This is a genomic window from Flavobacterium sp. Arc2 (assembly GCF_041431385.1).
Taxonomy (GTDB): domain Bacteria; phylum Bacteroidota; class Bacteroidia; order Flavobacteriales; family Flavobacteriaceae; genus Flavobacterium.
This window is the reverse complement of sequence record NZ_JASMRH010000045.1, coordinates 1-15,579: the sequence shown is the minus strand read 5'-3', so window position 1 is coordinate 15,579 and position 15,579 is coordinate 1. Positions and strand designations below refer to the sequence as shown.

14 protein-coding genes are annotated in these 15,579 nt (G+C 29.6%); 4 read left to right on the top strand and 10 right to left on the bottom strand.

What is annotated here, in order from left to right; all coding sequences use genetic code 11:
- The first annotated feature begins 282 nt into the window (after positions 1–282).
- The 4 genes from QO182_RS19010 to QO182_RS18995 all read left to right on the top strand — a co-directional run bounded on the left by QO182_RS19010 (position 283) and on the right by QO182_RS18995 (position 3,375).
- Positions 283–909, top strand: coding sequence for a hypothetical protein (locus QO182_RS19010; RefSeq protein WP_371563577.1), 627 nt, complete (start codon positions 283–285; stop codon positions 907–909).
- Between the two features lie 22 nt (positions 910–931).
- Complete coding sequence (gene istB / locus QO182_RS19005; RefSeq protein WP_371563574.1) at positions 932–1,663, top strand: IS21-like element helper ATPase IstB; 732 nt, start codon at positions 932–934, stop codon at positions 1,661–1,663.
- A gap of 71 nt (positions 1,664–1,734) precedes the next feature.
- Positions 1,735–3,024, top strand: coding sequence for a site-specific integrase (locus tag QO182_RS19000; RefSeq protein ID WP_371563572.1), 1,290 nt, complete (start codon positions 1,735–1,737; stop codon positions 3,022–3,024).
- Between the two features lie 108 nt (positions 3,025–3,132).
- Positions 3,133–3,375 (top strand): hypothetical protein, encoded by a 243-nt coding sequence (locus QO182_RS18995; protein ID WP_371563570.1) that lies wholly within the window; start codon positions 3,133–3,135, stop codon positions 3,373–3,375.
- Positions 3,376–3,455: 80 nt separating this feature from the next.
- Here QO182_RS18995 and QO182_RS18990 read toward each other — a convergent pair whose 3' ends face one another.
- From QO182_RS18990 to QO182_RS18945, 10 genes are all read right to left on the bottom strand, one after another.
- Entirely contained in the window at positions 3,456–4,010 is a 555-nt protein-coding gene (locus QO182_RS18990) for a toxin-antitoxin system YwqK family antitoxin (RefSeq protein WP_371563568.1), read from the bottom strand.
- A gap of 215 nt (positions 4,011–4,225) precedes the next feature.
- Positions 4,226–5,344 (bottom strand): HNH endonuclease, encoded by a 1,119-nt coding sequence (locus QO182_RS18985; RefSeq protein WP_371563566.1) that lies wholly within the window; start codon positions 5,342–5,344, stop codon positions 4,226–4,228.
- 146 nt (positions 5,345–5,490) lie between these two features.
- Positions 5,491–6,558 carry a TIR domain-containing protein gene (locus QO182_RS18980; protein WP_371563564.1) on the bottom strand — a complete coding sequence of 356 codons (1,068 nt, stop codon included), beginning with the start codon at positions 6,556–6,558 and terminating at the stop codon, positions 5,491–5,493.
- 216 nt (positions 6,559–6,774) lie between these two features.
- On the bottom strand, positions 6,775–7,491 hold the full coding sequence (locus QO182_RS18975; RefSeq protein WP_371563561.1) for a hypothetical protein: 717 nt from the start codon (positions 7,489–7,491) through the stop codon (positions 6,775–6,777).
- Positions 7,492–7,716: 225 nt separating this feature from the next.
- Positions 7,717–8,709, bottom strand: a complete 993-nt coding sequence (locus QO182_RS18970; protein ID WP_371563559.1) for a hypothetical protein — start codon at positions 8,707–8,709, stop codon at positions 7,717–7,719.
- A gap of 189 nt (positions 8,710–8,898) precedes the next feature.
- Entirely contained in the window at positions 8,899–11,211 is a 2,313-nt protein-coding gene (locus tag QO182_RS18965) for a hypothetical protein (RefSeq protein WP_371563557.1), read from the bottom strand.
- Positions 11,211–12,425, bottom strand: coding sequence for a hypothetical protein (locus tag QO182_RS18960; protein WP_371563554.1), 1,215 nt, complete (start codon positions 12,423–12,425; stop codon positions 11,211–11,213). Before QO182_RS18960 ends, QO182_RS18965 begins: the two co-directional genes overlap by 1 nt.
- A gap of 231 nt (positions 12,426–12,656) precedes the next feature.
- A complete protein-coding gene (locus QO182_RS18955; RefSeq protein WP_371563552.1) occupies positions 12,657–12,944 on the bottom strand; it encodes a DUF3892 domain-containing protein in 288 nt (95 codons plus the stop codon).
- Positions 12,945–13,245: 301 nt separating this feature from the next.
- Positions 13,246–14,205: a hypothetical protein gene (locus QO182_RS18950; RefSeq protein ID WP_371563550.1), complete on the bottom strand. Its 960-nt coding sequence runs from the start codon at positions 14,203–14,205 to the stop codon at positions 13,246–13,248.
- Positions 14,206–14,399: 194 nt separating this feature from the next.
- The gene (locus tag QO182_RS18945) at positions 14,400–15,389 is read right to left on the bottom strand and encodes an alpha/beta hydrolase (protein ID WP_371563548.1); all 990 of its coding nucleotides are present in this window, start codon (positions 15,387–15,389) and stop codon (positions 14,400–14,402) included.
- Between the last annotated feature and the right edge of the window lie 190 nt (positions 15,390–15,579).

The following is a 15,579-nucleotide window of genomic DNA, read 5'->3' as shown; positions in this document are numbered from 1 at the left end:
AGGCAATGGGTATCCAAAAGTTGTAAATATGAACCTGTATTTACTGATATGCTCGAGCAATGGGCCAACCACAATAATATCGCACTGCTTGCGGCTCGCCCGTATAAGCCCAAGGACAAGCCCTCTGTTGAGAATAACGTAAAGATTACCTATAGACGTATTTATGCTAGCCTACGTAATGATACTTTTCATAGTCTTACTGAACTAAACAAGGCCATTAGAGAAAAACTTGATTATCATCATCAGCTGAACTTTCAGAAGAAAGTATACAGTAGACTCGAGTTGTTTAAAAGCGAGGAAAAAACACTACTACAGCCCCTTCCAGAATCCCCATACAGTATCAGACATTATACCAAAGCAAAGGTTCAAAAGCATTACCATGTACTGGTGGGTGAAGACTGGCACTTTTATTCTGTTCCCTATCGTTACATTGGAAAAGAGGTACGCATTGCTTATGATCAGGATGTCGTGGAGATCTATTGCGATGCACAAAGGATTGCTGTGCATACTAGGAATTACACCAGCCATGGTTATACCAGTATCACGGAGCATATGCCCGAAAGACATCAGATCATTAAAAATCAACGTGGATGGAGTCCGGAATATTATCTCAAAAAAGCAGAAGAAAACGGCCCCAATACTTTTGAATTTTTCAAAAAGGTGATGAACAGTAAGCTGATAATTGATCAGTCTTATACTGCTTGTCTGGGACTATTGAGACTCATGAGTTCCTATGGTAACATTCGGATGGAAGCTGCATGTAAACGGGGCTTAAGAGGTCACAAATTTAGCTACGGTGTTATCAAAAACATCCTAGTGAATAATATGGATTTACTCGAAGAAGAGGCTCCTATCGAATTCCGTATCCCCGAGCACAGTAATATTAGAGGTCCTGAAGCTTATAATTAATCAACTTATAAAATCCTAATAAATGAACACACAAAACACATTAGAACAGCTCAAAGGTCTTAAATTAACAGGCATGGCTAAAAGGTACGAAGCTGCATTGTCACTTCCAGTACATCAACAAGAAGATGTCCATTCTCTCATAGCTATGCTTACTCAGGCAGAAGTAGAATACAGGGATTACTCCAGAACACAGAAGTACCTAAAAGCAAGTAAGCTCCGTTATCATGCCTTACCAGAAGATATCATTTGCAATACAGAAAGAGGTATTACCAGAGAACAGCTACTTAGGCTCTCTGATGGCATGTTTATAGAAAGGGGAGAAAATGTCCTGATAACTGGTGCCACTGGTTGTGGTAAATCTTTTATGGCCTGCGCCTTAGGGCGTAGTGCCTGTTTACTTGGTTACCGAACCCTATATTTTAGTATGAACAAGTTTATGGATGCCTTGACTCAAGTCAGACTTGATGGGACATACCTGAAGTGGATTAAAAGTATCTCCACAAACAAACTTCTAATACTGGATGATTTTGGGCTAAAACCGTTGAATAATGATGCCAGGATTGCGTTACTAGATATCCTCGAAGACAGGTATGGTATAGGATCAACTATGATCACTTCCCAGCTCCCAGTAGACACTTGGCATTCCTTCTTAAACGAGCCAACATTATCGGATGCTATTATGGACAGATTGTCAGCTTCTGCCCACAGAATTACACTAACAGGTAAATCTTTGAGATCTAAAAATAATTATTAACTTTGAAAAATATCATCTTTACTTAGTGATGATAAAGGACGATTTGACTGGTGTACTTTGCTCTGGAATAAATGGCGCACTTTGTTGCGGAATCGTGGTGTACTTTGCTCCGGAATGGGTGGTGTACTTTCGTCGGAATATCTATAAAGAGATCAAAAGTCAATAATGATGGCATCTGCCCTATTTATGTACGTGTCACAGTACAATCTAAACGATTTGAATTTAGTAGCAACAAATTTGTTAATCCTGAGAAATGGTCAAATGAAGGATCTAAAGTGAAGGGAAACAATGAAGAGACTCGTTCAATAAACAGTCACCTTGAATATTTAAAATCTAAAATTTTAGAAGCTGAGAAAAAATTATACAAAAAGGATATTATTATAACTTCTGAAAATCTAAAGAATGAAATTTTTGATCTCCACGACAACAAACGAATGCTTATCCCAATCTTCAAGGATCACAACAACAAAATCAAAGAATTGGTTGGTAAAGAATATGCACCAGGAACATTAGAGCGCTATACCACCTCCCTAAAGCATACTATCGACTTCCTCCAATGGAAATACAAGGCTTCAGATATAGACATTAACAAAATAGATCATGCTTTCATTACAGATTATGAATTCTACTTGAGAAGCGTTCGTAATTGCGCCAATAACACTGCCGTAAAATACATCAAGAACTTCAATAAAATAATCAAGATTTGCATAGCTAACCATTGGATAGAAAGAAATCCCTTTGCCAACTACAAGTCAAAAGTCAAAGAAGTAGAAAGAGTTTATCTATCTGAAGAAGAAATTCAAAATATACTCAACAAAGATTTCAAAACAGAACGATTATCGCTAGTGCGCGATATATTCCTTTTCAGCTGTTTTACAGGCTTAGCCTACATAGATGTCAAAAACCTAACAAAGTCGCATATAAGCCTTGGAATCGACGGAGAGAAATGGATATTCACTCACCGTCAGAAAACCGAATCGGCTTCAAAAATTCCGATCCTTCCAATAACACAAATGATTATTGATAAATATGAGGACCATCCGGAATGCAACAACCAAAACAAACTACTTCCTATTTTGAGCAATCAAAAAATGAATGCGTATTTAAAAGAAATAGCGGGTGTTTGTGAAATCGAAAAAGAACTAACCTTCCACATTGCCAGACATACTTTTGCAACGACTGTAACACTCACAAATGGTGTTCCCATTGAAAGCGTGAGCAAAATGTTAGGACACAAAAATATCAGAACTACACAGCACTATGCTAAGATATTGGATAAAAAAGTGAGTGAGGATATGATGGTTTTACGTAACAAAATGTCAAACTGCAACAATGATAAAATTATCAAAAATGCCAATTAGAATTTCTACTTAAATTTGACAAAATAGATAGTTCAAATCAGTAATTTGTAATACATTTATCTTAGTTTGTGAATTTTTTCAAAGGAACATTTTAAATTCTTAATAATCATGTTATCAAAAACAATTGAAAGACTAAAGTACTTACTATTGGAATATCGTTTTTATTTCTGCAGTATTGCATTGTTATTGGCTCTCTTGATTTATAGTTATAATAAAACTTTGTCTTTGGAAAAAGAACTTCATCAGAAACAATTCATTTTCGAAAGAAGGCAAAAGGCATATGATGAAAAAGCAAAACAACAACGTGAAAAACTCGAGCGTAGGATAAAAGAGATCAATTTACATAAATAGGCCCTATAAGTAGTTCCCGTTCAACACAGCTTTCATTGTTCGTGCTGCGCACCCAACGAAAACTTAGCTGTTGGCAGACGTTACTTTATAATTTCTCCATTTTTATAGAGTATTGTTTCTTGTAATCCTCCATCAATATTATATACTTTCATTGTTCCATTGCCATTAATTAATGTGCCTTTGTCAAATTTATTTCCTTGACCATCATAACAACTAATTATTTCAATTAGGCTACCATTATTCCAACTTCTTTCCGTTTGAATTTGTCCATTATTAAAATACCATTTCCAAATTCCAATTCTTTTCCCGTTATTTAAAGTTCCAATTCCTTGTAGACTTCCGTTTGAATGAAAAAAGTTCCATTCACCAGTTTGTTTACCGTCGTTAAATTTTCCAAATTGGTGTATTTTCCCATTTTCATGAAATGTTTTCCAATTCCCAACTTCTTTTCCGTTTGAATATGCTCCGATTTGAAATATATTTCCATCTTCGTAGTAAAGTTTCCACTTCCCATTTTTCTTATTATTTTCAACTTTTCCTTTAGCTTTGATTTCACCATTTTCATAAAATTCTTTTTGTATATTACAAGAAGCAAATACTAATAATGAAATAATCACAATAAATTTTTTAGTCATAATTTTCTTTTTTCGTCATCATTTTTTGTAGATGTCTGCCAACGTCAGTTCAACTAAAAACCTCCGTTGTTGCTTATTTTTATTAATAAGTAGGTAAATATATTATTTCTAAGCTACAATTATTTCTCTTTTCACAACTACCTCCATTTCCTTTCAACAGGGGTTCCATTATTAGATTTTCATGATCAACAAATCCATAGTTGTTATACATAATATTATTCTTTTCCAATTAGATGTTTTTCTGAAAATTTTGTTAGAATTGTAGTAAATCCAAAGCCCATTGTTCCTCCAGTTGCTCTTGTCCAACCTCGCACAAAAATATCTTCAATCCCATCATCATTAAAGTCTGCTCTAAATTGCTCTATTAAGGATGTTTCAAAACCCCCAAATTCTAAACTTATTTTATAAATAAATGATGGATTTATTTTTACAATGCCTTGCTTTACTAAATCATCAATAGATAAACCATTTTCTATGAATTCTGTTAATTCACCTTCAACATCCATAAGAATATTTGGGGATAAATAATCTAACATATCAATTTCTATCCAAGGATCATCTATAAAGGATACTTTCGGCATTTTTGCTTTTTCTAAGGTCTCAATTAATTCTTCGAAAAATGTAAATGTAGAAGATGATTTTATTGCATAAGTTGTAAGCGGATAATAGCCTTCTTTTGTTGCTTTTTTCCATTCGTTTAGAGTTGTTACATTTATTTTTTCATTATTATCATTTACTAACTCCAATGAATCTTCATCATTGTGCATTAATAATTTATTGTCAAATAATTTAGAGAAATCTGTGTCAAGGTAAAAAGTATCATAAATCTCATCTATAAATTCTACGCCAAATGGTAATTTAATTTCTTTAATATTCCAATTGTGTTTTTCTGCTTCAACTAAGATTTTTTTTAGATCCTTTGCATCAATAGCATTTGTAGAAAGTGCAGATTGTAATTTAGATAAAATTAATCCTTTGTTTTTATTTCTTTTTAATTTTTCTATTTCAATCTTGATTTTTGATTCTGATTTACAAGTAATTGAGAGATAAAATAATGTTGTAGTTTTTGAGAAAAGATCATCACTTTTTCTATGATTACATTTACTATGCGATGGAACTAGATTATATAATTCGTTTAAATTAAAATTTACATCTAATTCAAAATCATGTTTAATCTTTTCAAACTCTTTTTCTTTTTGTGAAATAGATTCAGGTATAATATGATCAATATGTAAATCCCCCCAATCTAAAGGTCGACTGCAATAAAAACAAATATTTTTATATGCAGTCCAAAGTGCACTTCTTGTTATGTTGTCAAATGTTGTTTTACTCATTTCAGTTTATTACTCAAAAACATTTATAGATCTATGTTGTAAATTAAGGAAGACAAAACTATCCGTTTACTCACTTCTCAAAGATACAAAACTAACTTTCCATTAAGCCAATTCCCCAATTCCGTTGTAGTAGCTGTCGTGTGTAGCTAATCTAGTATCAATTCAATTTTATGATCTTGAATTTTATAAGAAGTTGTAAAAAAACCACAAACTTGAATAACTCTAGGCAGATTATTAGCTAAAATAATTTCTATTTTATCACCCCTTAAAGTGAATTCTATATTATATGCATAATTTTCCAAATGACTACTGATATCTACAACTTCGTCGTCTTCAAATTCATAAGATTGATATTTCTTAGTGGTTACAATTTTCTTTAAATCAGAATCATTAATGAACATTTTAGATTCTATTAAATAATCAGGATTGAAAAGGAAATTTAAAGTGTGATAATAACTATTTGGATGTGCACCGCCGAGATAGTCGTCATGAGTGAACAAAATACTAAGTTGATTTTCAGTTATGCTTGAAATAGTATAAGTTAAAGTTGAATCACGAAATTCAACACCTTCCCATTCAAAATACTCCTTATCACTAAAATAGAAATTGTATAAACCATTTCTAATTTGTAAGGCTTTGCTTTTCACTAGGTCATTAACATCACTGACGTTCCAAAAATTATTTTTCGCAAAAACAGGATATTCAAAATGGCAATCAACATGTTTACACACCTGCTGAATCACATCAAGTTTTTGAGATATAAAACTATTTTGCAAGTCTATAATTTCTTGCGGTGTTGTATCAAAATAAATTTTTCGCTGGATATTAATTGAATCTAATATTTTTTCCAAATAATTTTCTTCTGAACTTTTTATCCATTGTATTGATTCAAGTTGTGCAGGAACTTCGCAATCATTTAATAAGATGGGTATTATGTAAATATCATCAATTAACTTATCCTCCAAATATTTCAATGCAAGTTTGAATTCTCTTTGTACAAACCCTCTTTTTTTGATTGATATTGAAGAAAGTAAAATTATCACGAAGTCTGATTCTTTTAGTGCTTGTCTTATTTTAAAATCCCAATTACTTCCAACCTGTAATTTTTCTTTATCTAGCCAGGGCGAATAATTTTTCTGTAATAAATTGTCGTACAAACCTTTTGCAGCTGAATAGTCTTCTGATGCATAACTGATAAAAATTTTATTAAACATAGAAGTTCTTTATTTGTTAAAAGTTTCTTTTAGTTGCACACAAGGTTCCCTTGGTACAAGTGGTTTGGGACTAAATTAAGCCCTATTTTCGGATTTGCCACCCGAGCGTTAGCGAACAGGCGAAGCAAATCATCCCAAGTACAAAACTAACTTCCCATTAAGCCAATTGCCCAAATCCGTTATAGCATCTTTGGTGGCCGTAGCAATTTTTTATTTTTAAAAATTATTTTTAAATTCTATATTCCATTTGTCTTTAGGATGTAAATATTTAGCTGAAAGACTATCAGGGATAAACAATAAAGAATGTATAAATCTAACAGTTAAAAAAACTCCAACTATAAGTAAAAAATTAACAATTGTAGATGAGTCATTTAAATTTTTATCGTCTAAACTTAGCAATACATTAAATAATGCGTAAAATAAGTAAATGATAAAAATAATATTAATGACTACCCAAAATCTTGGTTCTGTATGAAGTATTTCGCCTGTTTCTGAAATTCGACCTTCTACATTTATACTTCCCTTGTGTTCAATTTCTAAAACAATAAAATTTGAAGAATCGAGATGTTCAATATCAATTCTTATTCTACTTTTTTTTAAATTAAGTTTTAGGCTTTTAACGTCTTCTAATAATCTTACTGATAAAATATCGTTAGTTGAATTTATTTCGAGTTGTTTTATCTCTGTTTTTGTTAACGTTTTTCTGCCATTATTATAGAATAGTACTCTTGTAGTATATTCATTTTGTTCATTTTTCCAATCTGTAATTTCGTTTCTTTTTTTACAGATTCTTTCAGTAGAAAATACTAAACGATAAAATGTTCTGAAATACAAATAGAATGAAACAAACAGTCCAATAAATAAACATAAAATACTTAATGCATTGCTGTTTCCGCCTACTAAATCAATTAGATAATTAATGTTTTTAATCATTTTTATTCAAAATATTTTTATTTATTTCGTTCGGGAACTATTGCCACCAAATTTAGTTCGTCTATAAACCTTCAAACGAACTTCATTTTTATTAATTAGAAAGTAAATATACAGGATTTAAACTACAATTATTTCTCTTTTTAAAACTACCTCCAGTCCCTCTCAACACAGATTTCATTGTTCGTGCTGCACATGCAACGAAACCCTAGCCATAATTTGCCGTATTTAGTTTTCTTCCATTATACTAAAAATTTTTTCATCCTTTAATTCAAATCTAATCTGTCTATATTGCTGAATATTCCCCTTTTCATTATCAGTTGAAACTGGAAAGAATTTCACACCAATTGTAACAATTGGCAAATTGAAATTCCAAGATGACCTAATTTTAAGATTTCTCGAACATAATTCTTGATTTGGAGATTTAATATATTCTTTAAGTTCTTTTATTCCTTCAACTCTTAATTTTGTTTCCCAGTTAATTCTCTTCTCAAAGATTAAATTTTCATCAAGGTTTTTAAAGATTCCCTCATTTTCAGATTTGTTGCAAGAGTTGATAAAGTCTCTAATAATTTTTCGAGGAACTTTTTGTTGTTCTCTCAATTCTTTTTTTTTATTTTCGATATACTCCTTAAAATCTTTATTTACCAATTCATGCGTTTTATAATACCCGGAATGAAACGCTTCAAGAGGGGATTTATAAAGCCTATCTTTTAAAATCTCACCTTCATCCACATCATTTTTAGTTTTAAACTCATTTAAAAGTAAGAATCCTTTTTCTCCAGATGCTTTGTTTATCCCGTCAACTATGTTGATATAATAATGTTGTTCTTTGTCTTCAAACAATACCTTTATTTTGCGATTAAATCTCTCAGGCTTGTTATTTACCTTTTTTATAAGATATTTCGTCTCGTTTAAAGGATTTTCAATTCGTCTTCCCCAACCATCTGTTGCAAGTTCGGACTGGCATCTTGATAATTGTAATCTTATTTCTTTTCTGCCTCTTTCTAGGTCTGAGGTAAATTCATATTCAGGGAAACATTCAAGTATTGCAGAATCTAATTCCCACTCTTCATAATCACTTATAAAGTTCAGTTGGTAGTGATTTTCATATTCAAGTATATAAATTGGAAACTGAATTTTTCTATCAATAATTTTTTTTCTAATGAGGTCTTCGTCAGACTTTCTTTTTATCGATATGGTGATTTCAGTTTCTATCATTGGAGATTTGTCTTAATATGGACGCAATGTCAGTTCCTCAAAAAACCTTCGAACGAACTTTATTTTTATTAATTAGAAGATAAACATTTGTGATTTAAACTACAATTATTTCTCTTTTTACAACTGCCTCCACTTCCGTTCAACCGCAGGTTCATTGTGGGCTTTTCAAGCCCAGCGAACCCTTAGCTGTTATAGGCAGTTTTTATAAATATTTTGTATTGGTTCTATAAACAATTTTATCTTTTCATTATCAATCTCTTTTAAATCTTCAATCAGAAAGCTATAGTGAGATTTGTGTAATTTTAACTTACCAATCGATAATGCAAATAAAAACTCTAATATTGCTTCACCTTGATATTCATTTTTATGCTTTATAATTGTTTTTAAGAGTGTATACATATCCGTTGAAGTCGCAAGACTATAGGAATAGTTAAGTTCTTCGTCTTTAGCAGATCTTAGAATGGCTGATTGAATTATTCCATCATTAAAGCGATTGAAAATAAAAGGGTCTATTAAATTTCTAACGAAATTTGTTTGAAATAATCCATCTACTTTATTATTTCTCATATTATTTAAAACACAAGAAATAGTAAAATAGATGTCAGATTGACTAATGTTACTATAATATGTATTGTCATTGAAAAAGGCAGAGTTTTTTCTAATTTTTAACTCCACATTATTTAAATCTGAGTTAAATATTTTATCGCTACCTCCTTTTATATTTGTATCATCAAAATTTTCAATTATCGAAATTCTGTCTTCAATAAAACTATCGCTTATTTTTTCTCTAAGTTCTTTTAAATGTTCTAATTCTCTTTCCCACGGAGTTTGAAAATTAGAATTATCACAGTTTATGGATTCAATCTCAATAAACGAACTGTTTTCAGGACCATAAAGGCCATATTTTATATTGCTTTTTAATTCTTTTTGTTTTAATTCGTCACTAATTCTATTAATAGCAACAAAATATACTAACCTTACATTTGCATGATTTCTGAAAAATCTACTCAAATACAAAAGATTCTTTCCATTAGTTATACATGAGGCAACGATTAAAACAGAACCTATCTCATCAGACAAAATTTTTCCTTCGGTCAAATTAGATTGGTTGATAATCGTTATAGAACTGTTTGTGAAGCTACTTACTTTATTCTCTATGTATTTAGCCAATAATTCAGAGCCTTTGTCATTTAGATGAATTATATACTTAATTGATGCTGGGATATACTGATTAATATACGAATCAAGTTTTAATTTATGTTTTTCATAAATTGTTTTCTTCTTCCCATTCACATCGATTTCTAACTCTATATTACTAATTATTTTTTCATAATCTATATAGATATCATATTTTTTCCGCAAATTACTTTCTTCACTATATGATGTTTTTAAAGATGTTCCTGTATGAGAATTATATTTGAATAGTTCCACAAAATCCTTTAGTTTATTGCTTATATACTTATTGGCAATAATATTTCTTGTATTAATTATTGGCTCGTCCAAGCTAAAAGAATCTCCTAGTATTTTAATTGCTATAGACTTATTTTTACAAAAATCACATGGTTCAGTAGGTTTAAATTGAGGATATAATTCTAATCCTGATTTAGTACTATTATTTATTTCTAAATTACACAATACACGTTCTTTAGCTAGTTCACTGTCTTTGTCGATTGGCAAATAATACAACACGCAAATATTGTTAGAATTAACAGCTTGACCATGATTCTTTTTTATGTATTCAACTAATCCTCCAGAAGTAGATGCAGAAACTAGAAATACTGAATCATTTAAAAATTTAGTGTTTTTATCATACAAACCATCATAAGATTTGAATGATTCTATATTTACGTCTATATGTTTTTCGTTATATCGTTTTAGAAATTGATTGATTGAATATCCAACAACATTAACAGATAGAGTGTCACAATAAATATTTTTAATATGTATTGAATTGAATTTATGCAAAGTATTTAATGCAATAAAATCTATTTCGCTTTTCTTTACGAGAACGTTTGCTGTTCTTAAAAATTTTGATGAATGTTTTCCTGAAGGAAATACATAGTGGTGAGAAATCCCACTACTTTCTACTAACCCACCATTGCTAATAAATATATTTGTAAGTCCTTGATTTATTATATCATCAATATTTTTGCTTAAAAATTCATCAGAAGAATTAACGTTAATTTTATTTATGTCGTAGCTTACATATAAGATATTATTTGATAAAGTTACTTCCTCTACTTTTGGAATTCCTCTGAAAATTTTATCTAAGTTTTCTTCAATATCTTCTTTATAGTTGGTTTTTAAGATACAATGTATAAAAATCATTGCTGAAGTTTGATGATAGTCTCTAAAGTGTTCAGTTATTTCTTTTTTTAGAGAATTAAAATCTAAATCGGTCGATGGATTAAATATTACTGTAGCATCTTTAAATTTTTTTTCAGTTGCCTTATCATAGATTATGTCATTGCTATTAGCGTTGTATATATAATACTTTCCCATTACAAACTATTTTTTTTAAAAGGATAAAGAATACTTACATATGATCCTTGACATTTTATTGAACCATCAGAACTAAATTCTTTCCCATACCAATCATCTAATTTCAAATTATTCAATTGTTCTAATGTTAAATTAGAGTAGTTGTCTTTCACAAGGTCTCTGTAAACACAGTATTTATCAGTCATTAGTTTGAAAAAACCTTTTTTGTCAATCGTATTAAGTATTCGATCTAAACCAATTCCTTTTTTTGATTTTAAATTAGAAACTGATGATGTTTGATTTTTGATTAGACATTTTTTAATAACCTCAATATCAGTCAAACCATTTGAGTCATTAAATTTTTCAATGAAACCTACTCCAGAATCATAAACGAGTATTTCGAGATAGTAAATAGTATTTACTATTATTTTTTCTTCATTTTTTTGATATGAATAAGTTTGAATGCAATTTTCTTTAATATAATTATGTTGAAAAAAATCATTTAATGGAGTACCTTGAAAATCCTCAAGTAAATTTTCATAACCGTTATTGTGAAATCTAAAATACACACCTCTAATACTAGATGGCACAGGTTTTAAATTAGCATCAGTTTTCCCCCATTCAGAAGTATTTTTAGTTAGTTCATAAATTACAGCACCGATATCCTTAATAATATTTTCTAATTCATGTTGATTGTTAATATTATGTAATAAAACATTTTCATTAAGTATTCTTTCAACAATTTCTGTAATATAATCTTCGTCATCATTGAAGCCGTTTATATCTTCGAGAAATTTTATTAGCCCATTATTTTTTGATAAATGATCTGTATGTGAAAGAATATATTTTTGCCCCTTAAGTTTTTCAAGTGAATTCATTTTACTGAAAAACATATTTTGATTTATTTTAAGTAAATCCTTAATATCATTATCGTTTTCATCAACAAACCTTGATGTATTCCATAATAAAGAAATTATTGGGTAAATATATTCATGATCATATATAGAATCTATTTGTTGACTATCTATATTGATTTTTAAATATTTAATCTGATAATTTTTATTAAGAGTTATAATAAAACGTAGTAAATCCGCTAATAATCCAAATTTATATCTGGTAAATTCACTGGGTATGATTAAGGTTACTTCGCCTAACTTTTCATTGAGTATATTTTTTTTATATAACTCATTAATTTTACTAGAAGATGTATTCTTGAAAATTTGTATTACAGTCATTTGGTTATTTATATTTAAGTGTCTTTTTTAAAATTGCCTACAACGCCAGTCTATAAAAAAAAATTCCGTTGGATTACGTCCAAATATAACAAAATACAAGTTTAGAAAACACCTTACGTCCCAATAATCATGTACGATTATAGATACCTGTGAAAAATTATCGACTCTTGAAATGGATATTTTAAATAGGTCACATTCCGTGACCTATTTTTTTAATTAAGTAATAAAATTTTATGGACATTCAGGAAGACTCAAAAGATTGTTCGTTGTAGTCGTATCATTCTTTGTTCTCAAGTATTTATAACCAGCGGCACTTTCTGCAACAATTACATCTACTTTATTCACTCCTTGACCTACATAAAACTGCCATTTGTTGGTCTCAATTGCTGCAATAGCCTCCTGTTGGCTTATTTTCCAGCGGTTGCCGTCTGTTTTAATACCCCCAATGTTTACAATCCTTTCGTGAATGTTTGTCCTGTCAGATTTGTTGATACATTTGATTTCATACGATAAAGCCATAATTAAAATATTTAGGTTGAGCTACAAATGTATCAGTAATGATATTCAGTATTTTACGGGTTTCCACATTATCGTAAAAAATAAAATGTATATTAAAAAAGATGCCTAAGCATCTTTTCCTTCATAGTATTATTTCAGACTTAAAAATCCGCAGCTTAAAACCATTACTTTTTAAACTACATCCGGTTCCGTTCAACGCAGGCTTCATTGTTGGCTTTTCAAGCCCAACAAAACTCTAGCTGTTTACTACAGATTTTATTTTCAATGAATTAAATATTCATAAAACTGTTTAGTAATTATTTTAAACTTCAATAATTGTTTTTCTAACTTCATCATATCTGAAAGTAATATGATTTTGTTTGACATTCATAATGGTATCATTATTCTCGTCAATTGTCCCATAAACGAAAACATACAGACCGAAATTAGGTTCGTTTGTTCCTTCTTCTAATTCCGTAAATGCTTTGTCAAATAATTTGTCATACTTATTTTTCAACCTAGACAAACTATGTTTTGATATTAACTTTTTATCAATTTTAACAGAATAATTAGATTTTTTTTTGGATTCATCTTTATATGCCAATAAATTAAAATAAACGCAATCAGTATATTTATCAAATACATTTTTGTTTGTTTTTGATAATATAAGCTTACCATAAAATATTCTCTCATTTTGCAATTTTGTAGGATTGGTGAAATATTTTATTTGTTTGAAAAAATATCTATATGCGATTTTTATAGAATTTATTTCTATCTCAACATCTCTATTGTGTGGAAAACCTAAATACCAATTTACAATTCTATCAATACTTTGAACTCTATTTTTTCTATCAAACTTGACATTTTCATCATCAAATTCGTAAACTTTTGATATTGCATTACCACGGCCAGTAACTCCTTCGTCTTTACTATCAACTCTAGCTTTAGTGATTTTTTTAAAATCTTCTTCATCATCATTTAAAATAAAAACAGATGGGTAACCAATTTTACTAATTTCTATTTTATTTAATTTTTGATTTCCTCCTTTTTGGTATAATTTACTTAAAGTGGCGTATTCACAGGTTTCTATATGTTCTCTATTTCTGTATTTTTTAAAATGTGGTTTTTTACGTTCTGTCTTTTTAATACAAGTTGGAGACATACGAACAGAACATATTTCATCAATACAAACAAATTCTAGCTCATTATAATCTGGATAAAGATCAAGTATAGTGTCTGCCATAACAATTTCATCAGTATCCTTAATTCTTGCTTTATCCATTAATTAAAAATTTAAAAGTATTTATGTTAAGTTGTTTAATTCTAGTATTATACGGTAAAATTGTAGTTAGCATTATGCCATTTTGAGATGAATGGAAATTCGTAACCTTTAAGTTTTCGGTTTAAGGAAAACTTGATGCGAAACGCTAATTCCACTAAATTCCAGCTATATCAAAGCATCTATGTAATAAATTTCTAATCAATTGTGTTTTTTGATAATATGTTTTCAATTATAATATTTTGAAGTTTTTCAGGTTCTGATTCTTGGATTGAATGTTTAGAGTATTCAAATAAATACAAATCTTTCTTTGGTGTTTTCAATTTCTCAAAATACTCTTTTGTGATTTTAGTAGATGTTTGAATATCATCTTTTCCAACAAAAAAATATACTGGACACTTTACTTCAATTAAAGTCTTCGGTAAATTGATATTCATTACTTCTTGCCATACAGGAAACCAAGTTTTAGTCCATTCAAGAAAAAAATCTTTAAAATTATCTTTAATTGCGTAATCTTTACCATCCATATCAAAAAGCCATTTTCGAATGAAAAATAAATCTTCAGCTCTTTCAAATGGAATCTTTACAATAGATAGTTCTTTTAGGGCAATTTCATTATTTTTATAAACTTCTTTTAATCTTATTAATAATAGTTTTTCGCTTGCCATTTGACTGACAACTGGATTTATAGCTAAATACGAATGTAAAACTTCAGGATGTTTCTCAACTATGTAAAAACCTAAAATGTTACCCCAAGAACATCCAGCTAAATATATTTTTTTCTTTTTTAGTTTTTTAGAAATAAATTGAATTACTTCATAAGTGTCGTTTTCCATTTGGCCAACTGAAGGTTGAATAGGAGAGGGATATAATTCTAAAGTTTTACCTGCGCCTCTTTGATCCCATTGCACTATTGTAAATTTATCTTTTAGCTTGTTGGTATATTTACTAGCTGAGTTCATCATTGACCCACCTGGCCCTCCAGATAGAAATAATAAAACAGGTCTTGTACTATCATCTGTTTTAATTTCGACAAATTGTTTGATTCCTCCAATTTCAACAGTTAAAATAGTATCAATTTTTATAGCGATAGTCTTTCTATTTTTTAAGATAGATTTTTTATGGTTTTCTATATTAAAACTACAAAAGAGAATAGTGATAATTAATAATGTTACTATTTTTTTCATTTTAGCAGTGATGTGTTTTTTTTAAATTACTTACAACGGTTGGCAGCTACACGAGGTGCAAGGCTTCGTGACTGCATATTTTCTATTTAAGATAAAAGTTCAATGCGAAACGATAATTCCACTAAATCCTTGCATCTTGTGTAACTGCTGTTGTGCGATTGGTTATTTATTTGTATCGTTCTTCTATTGG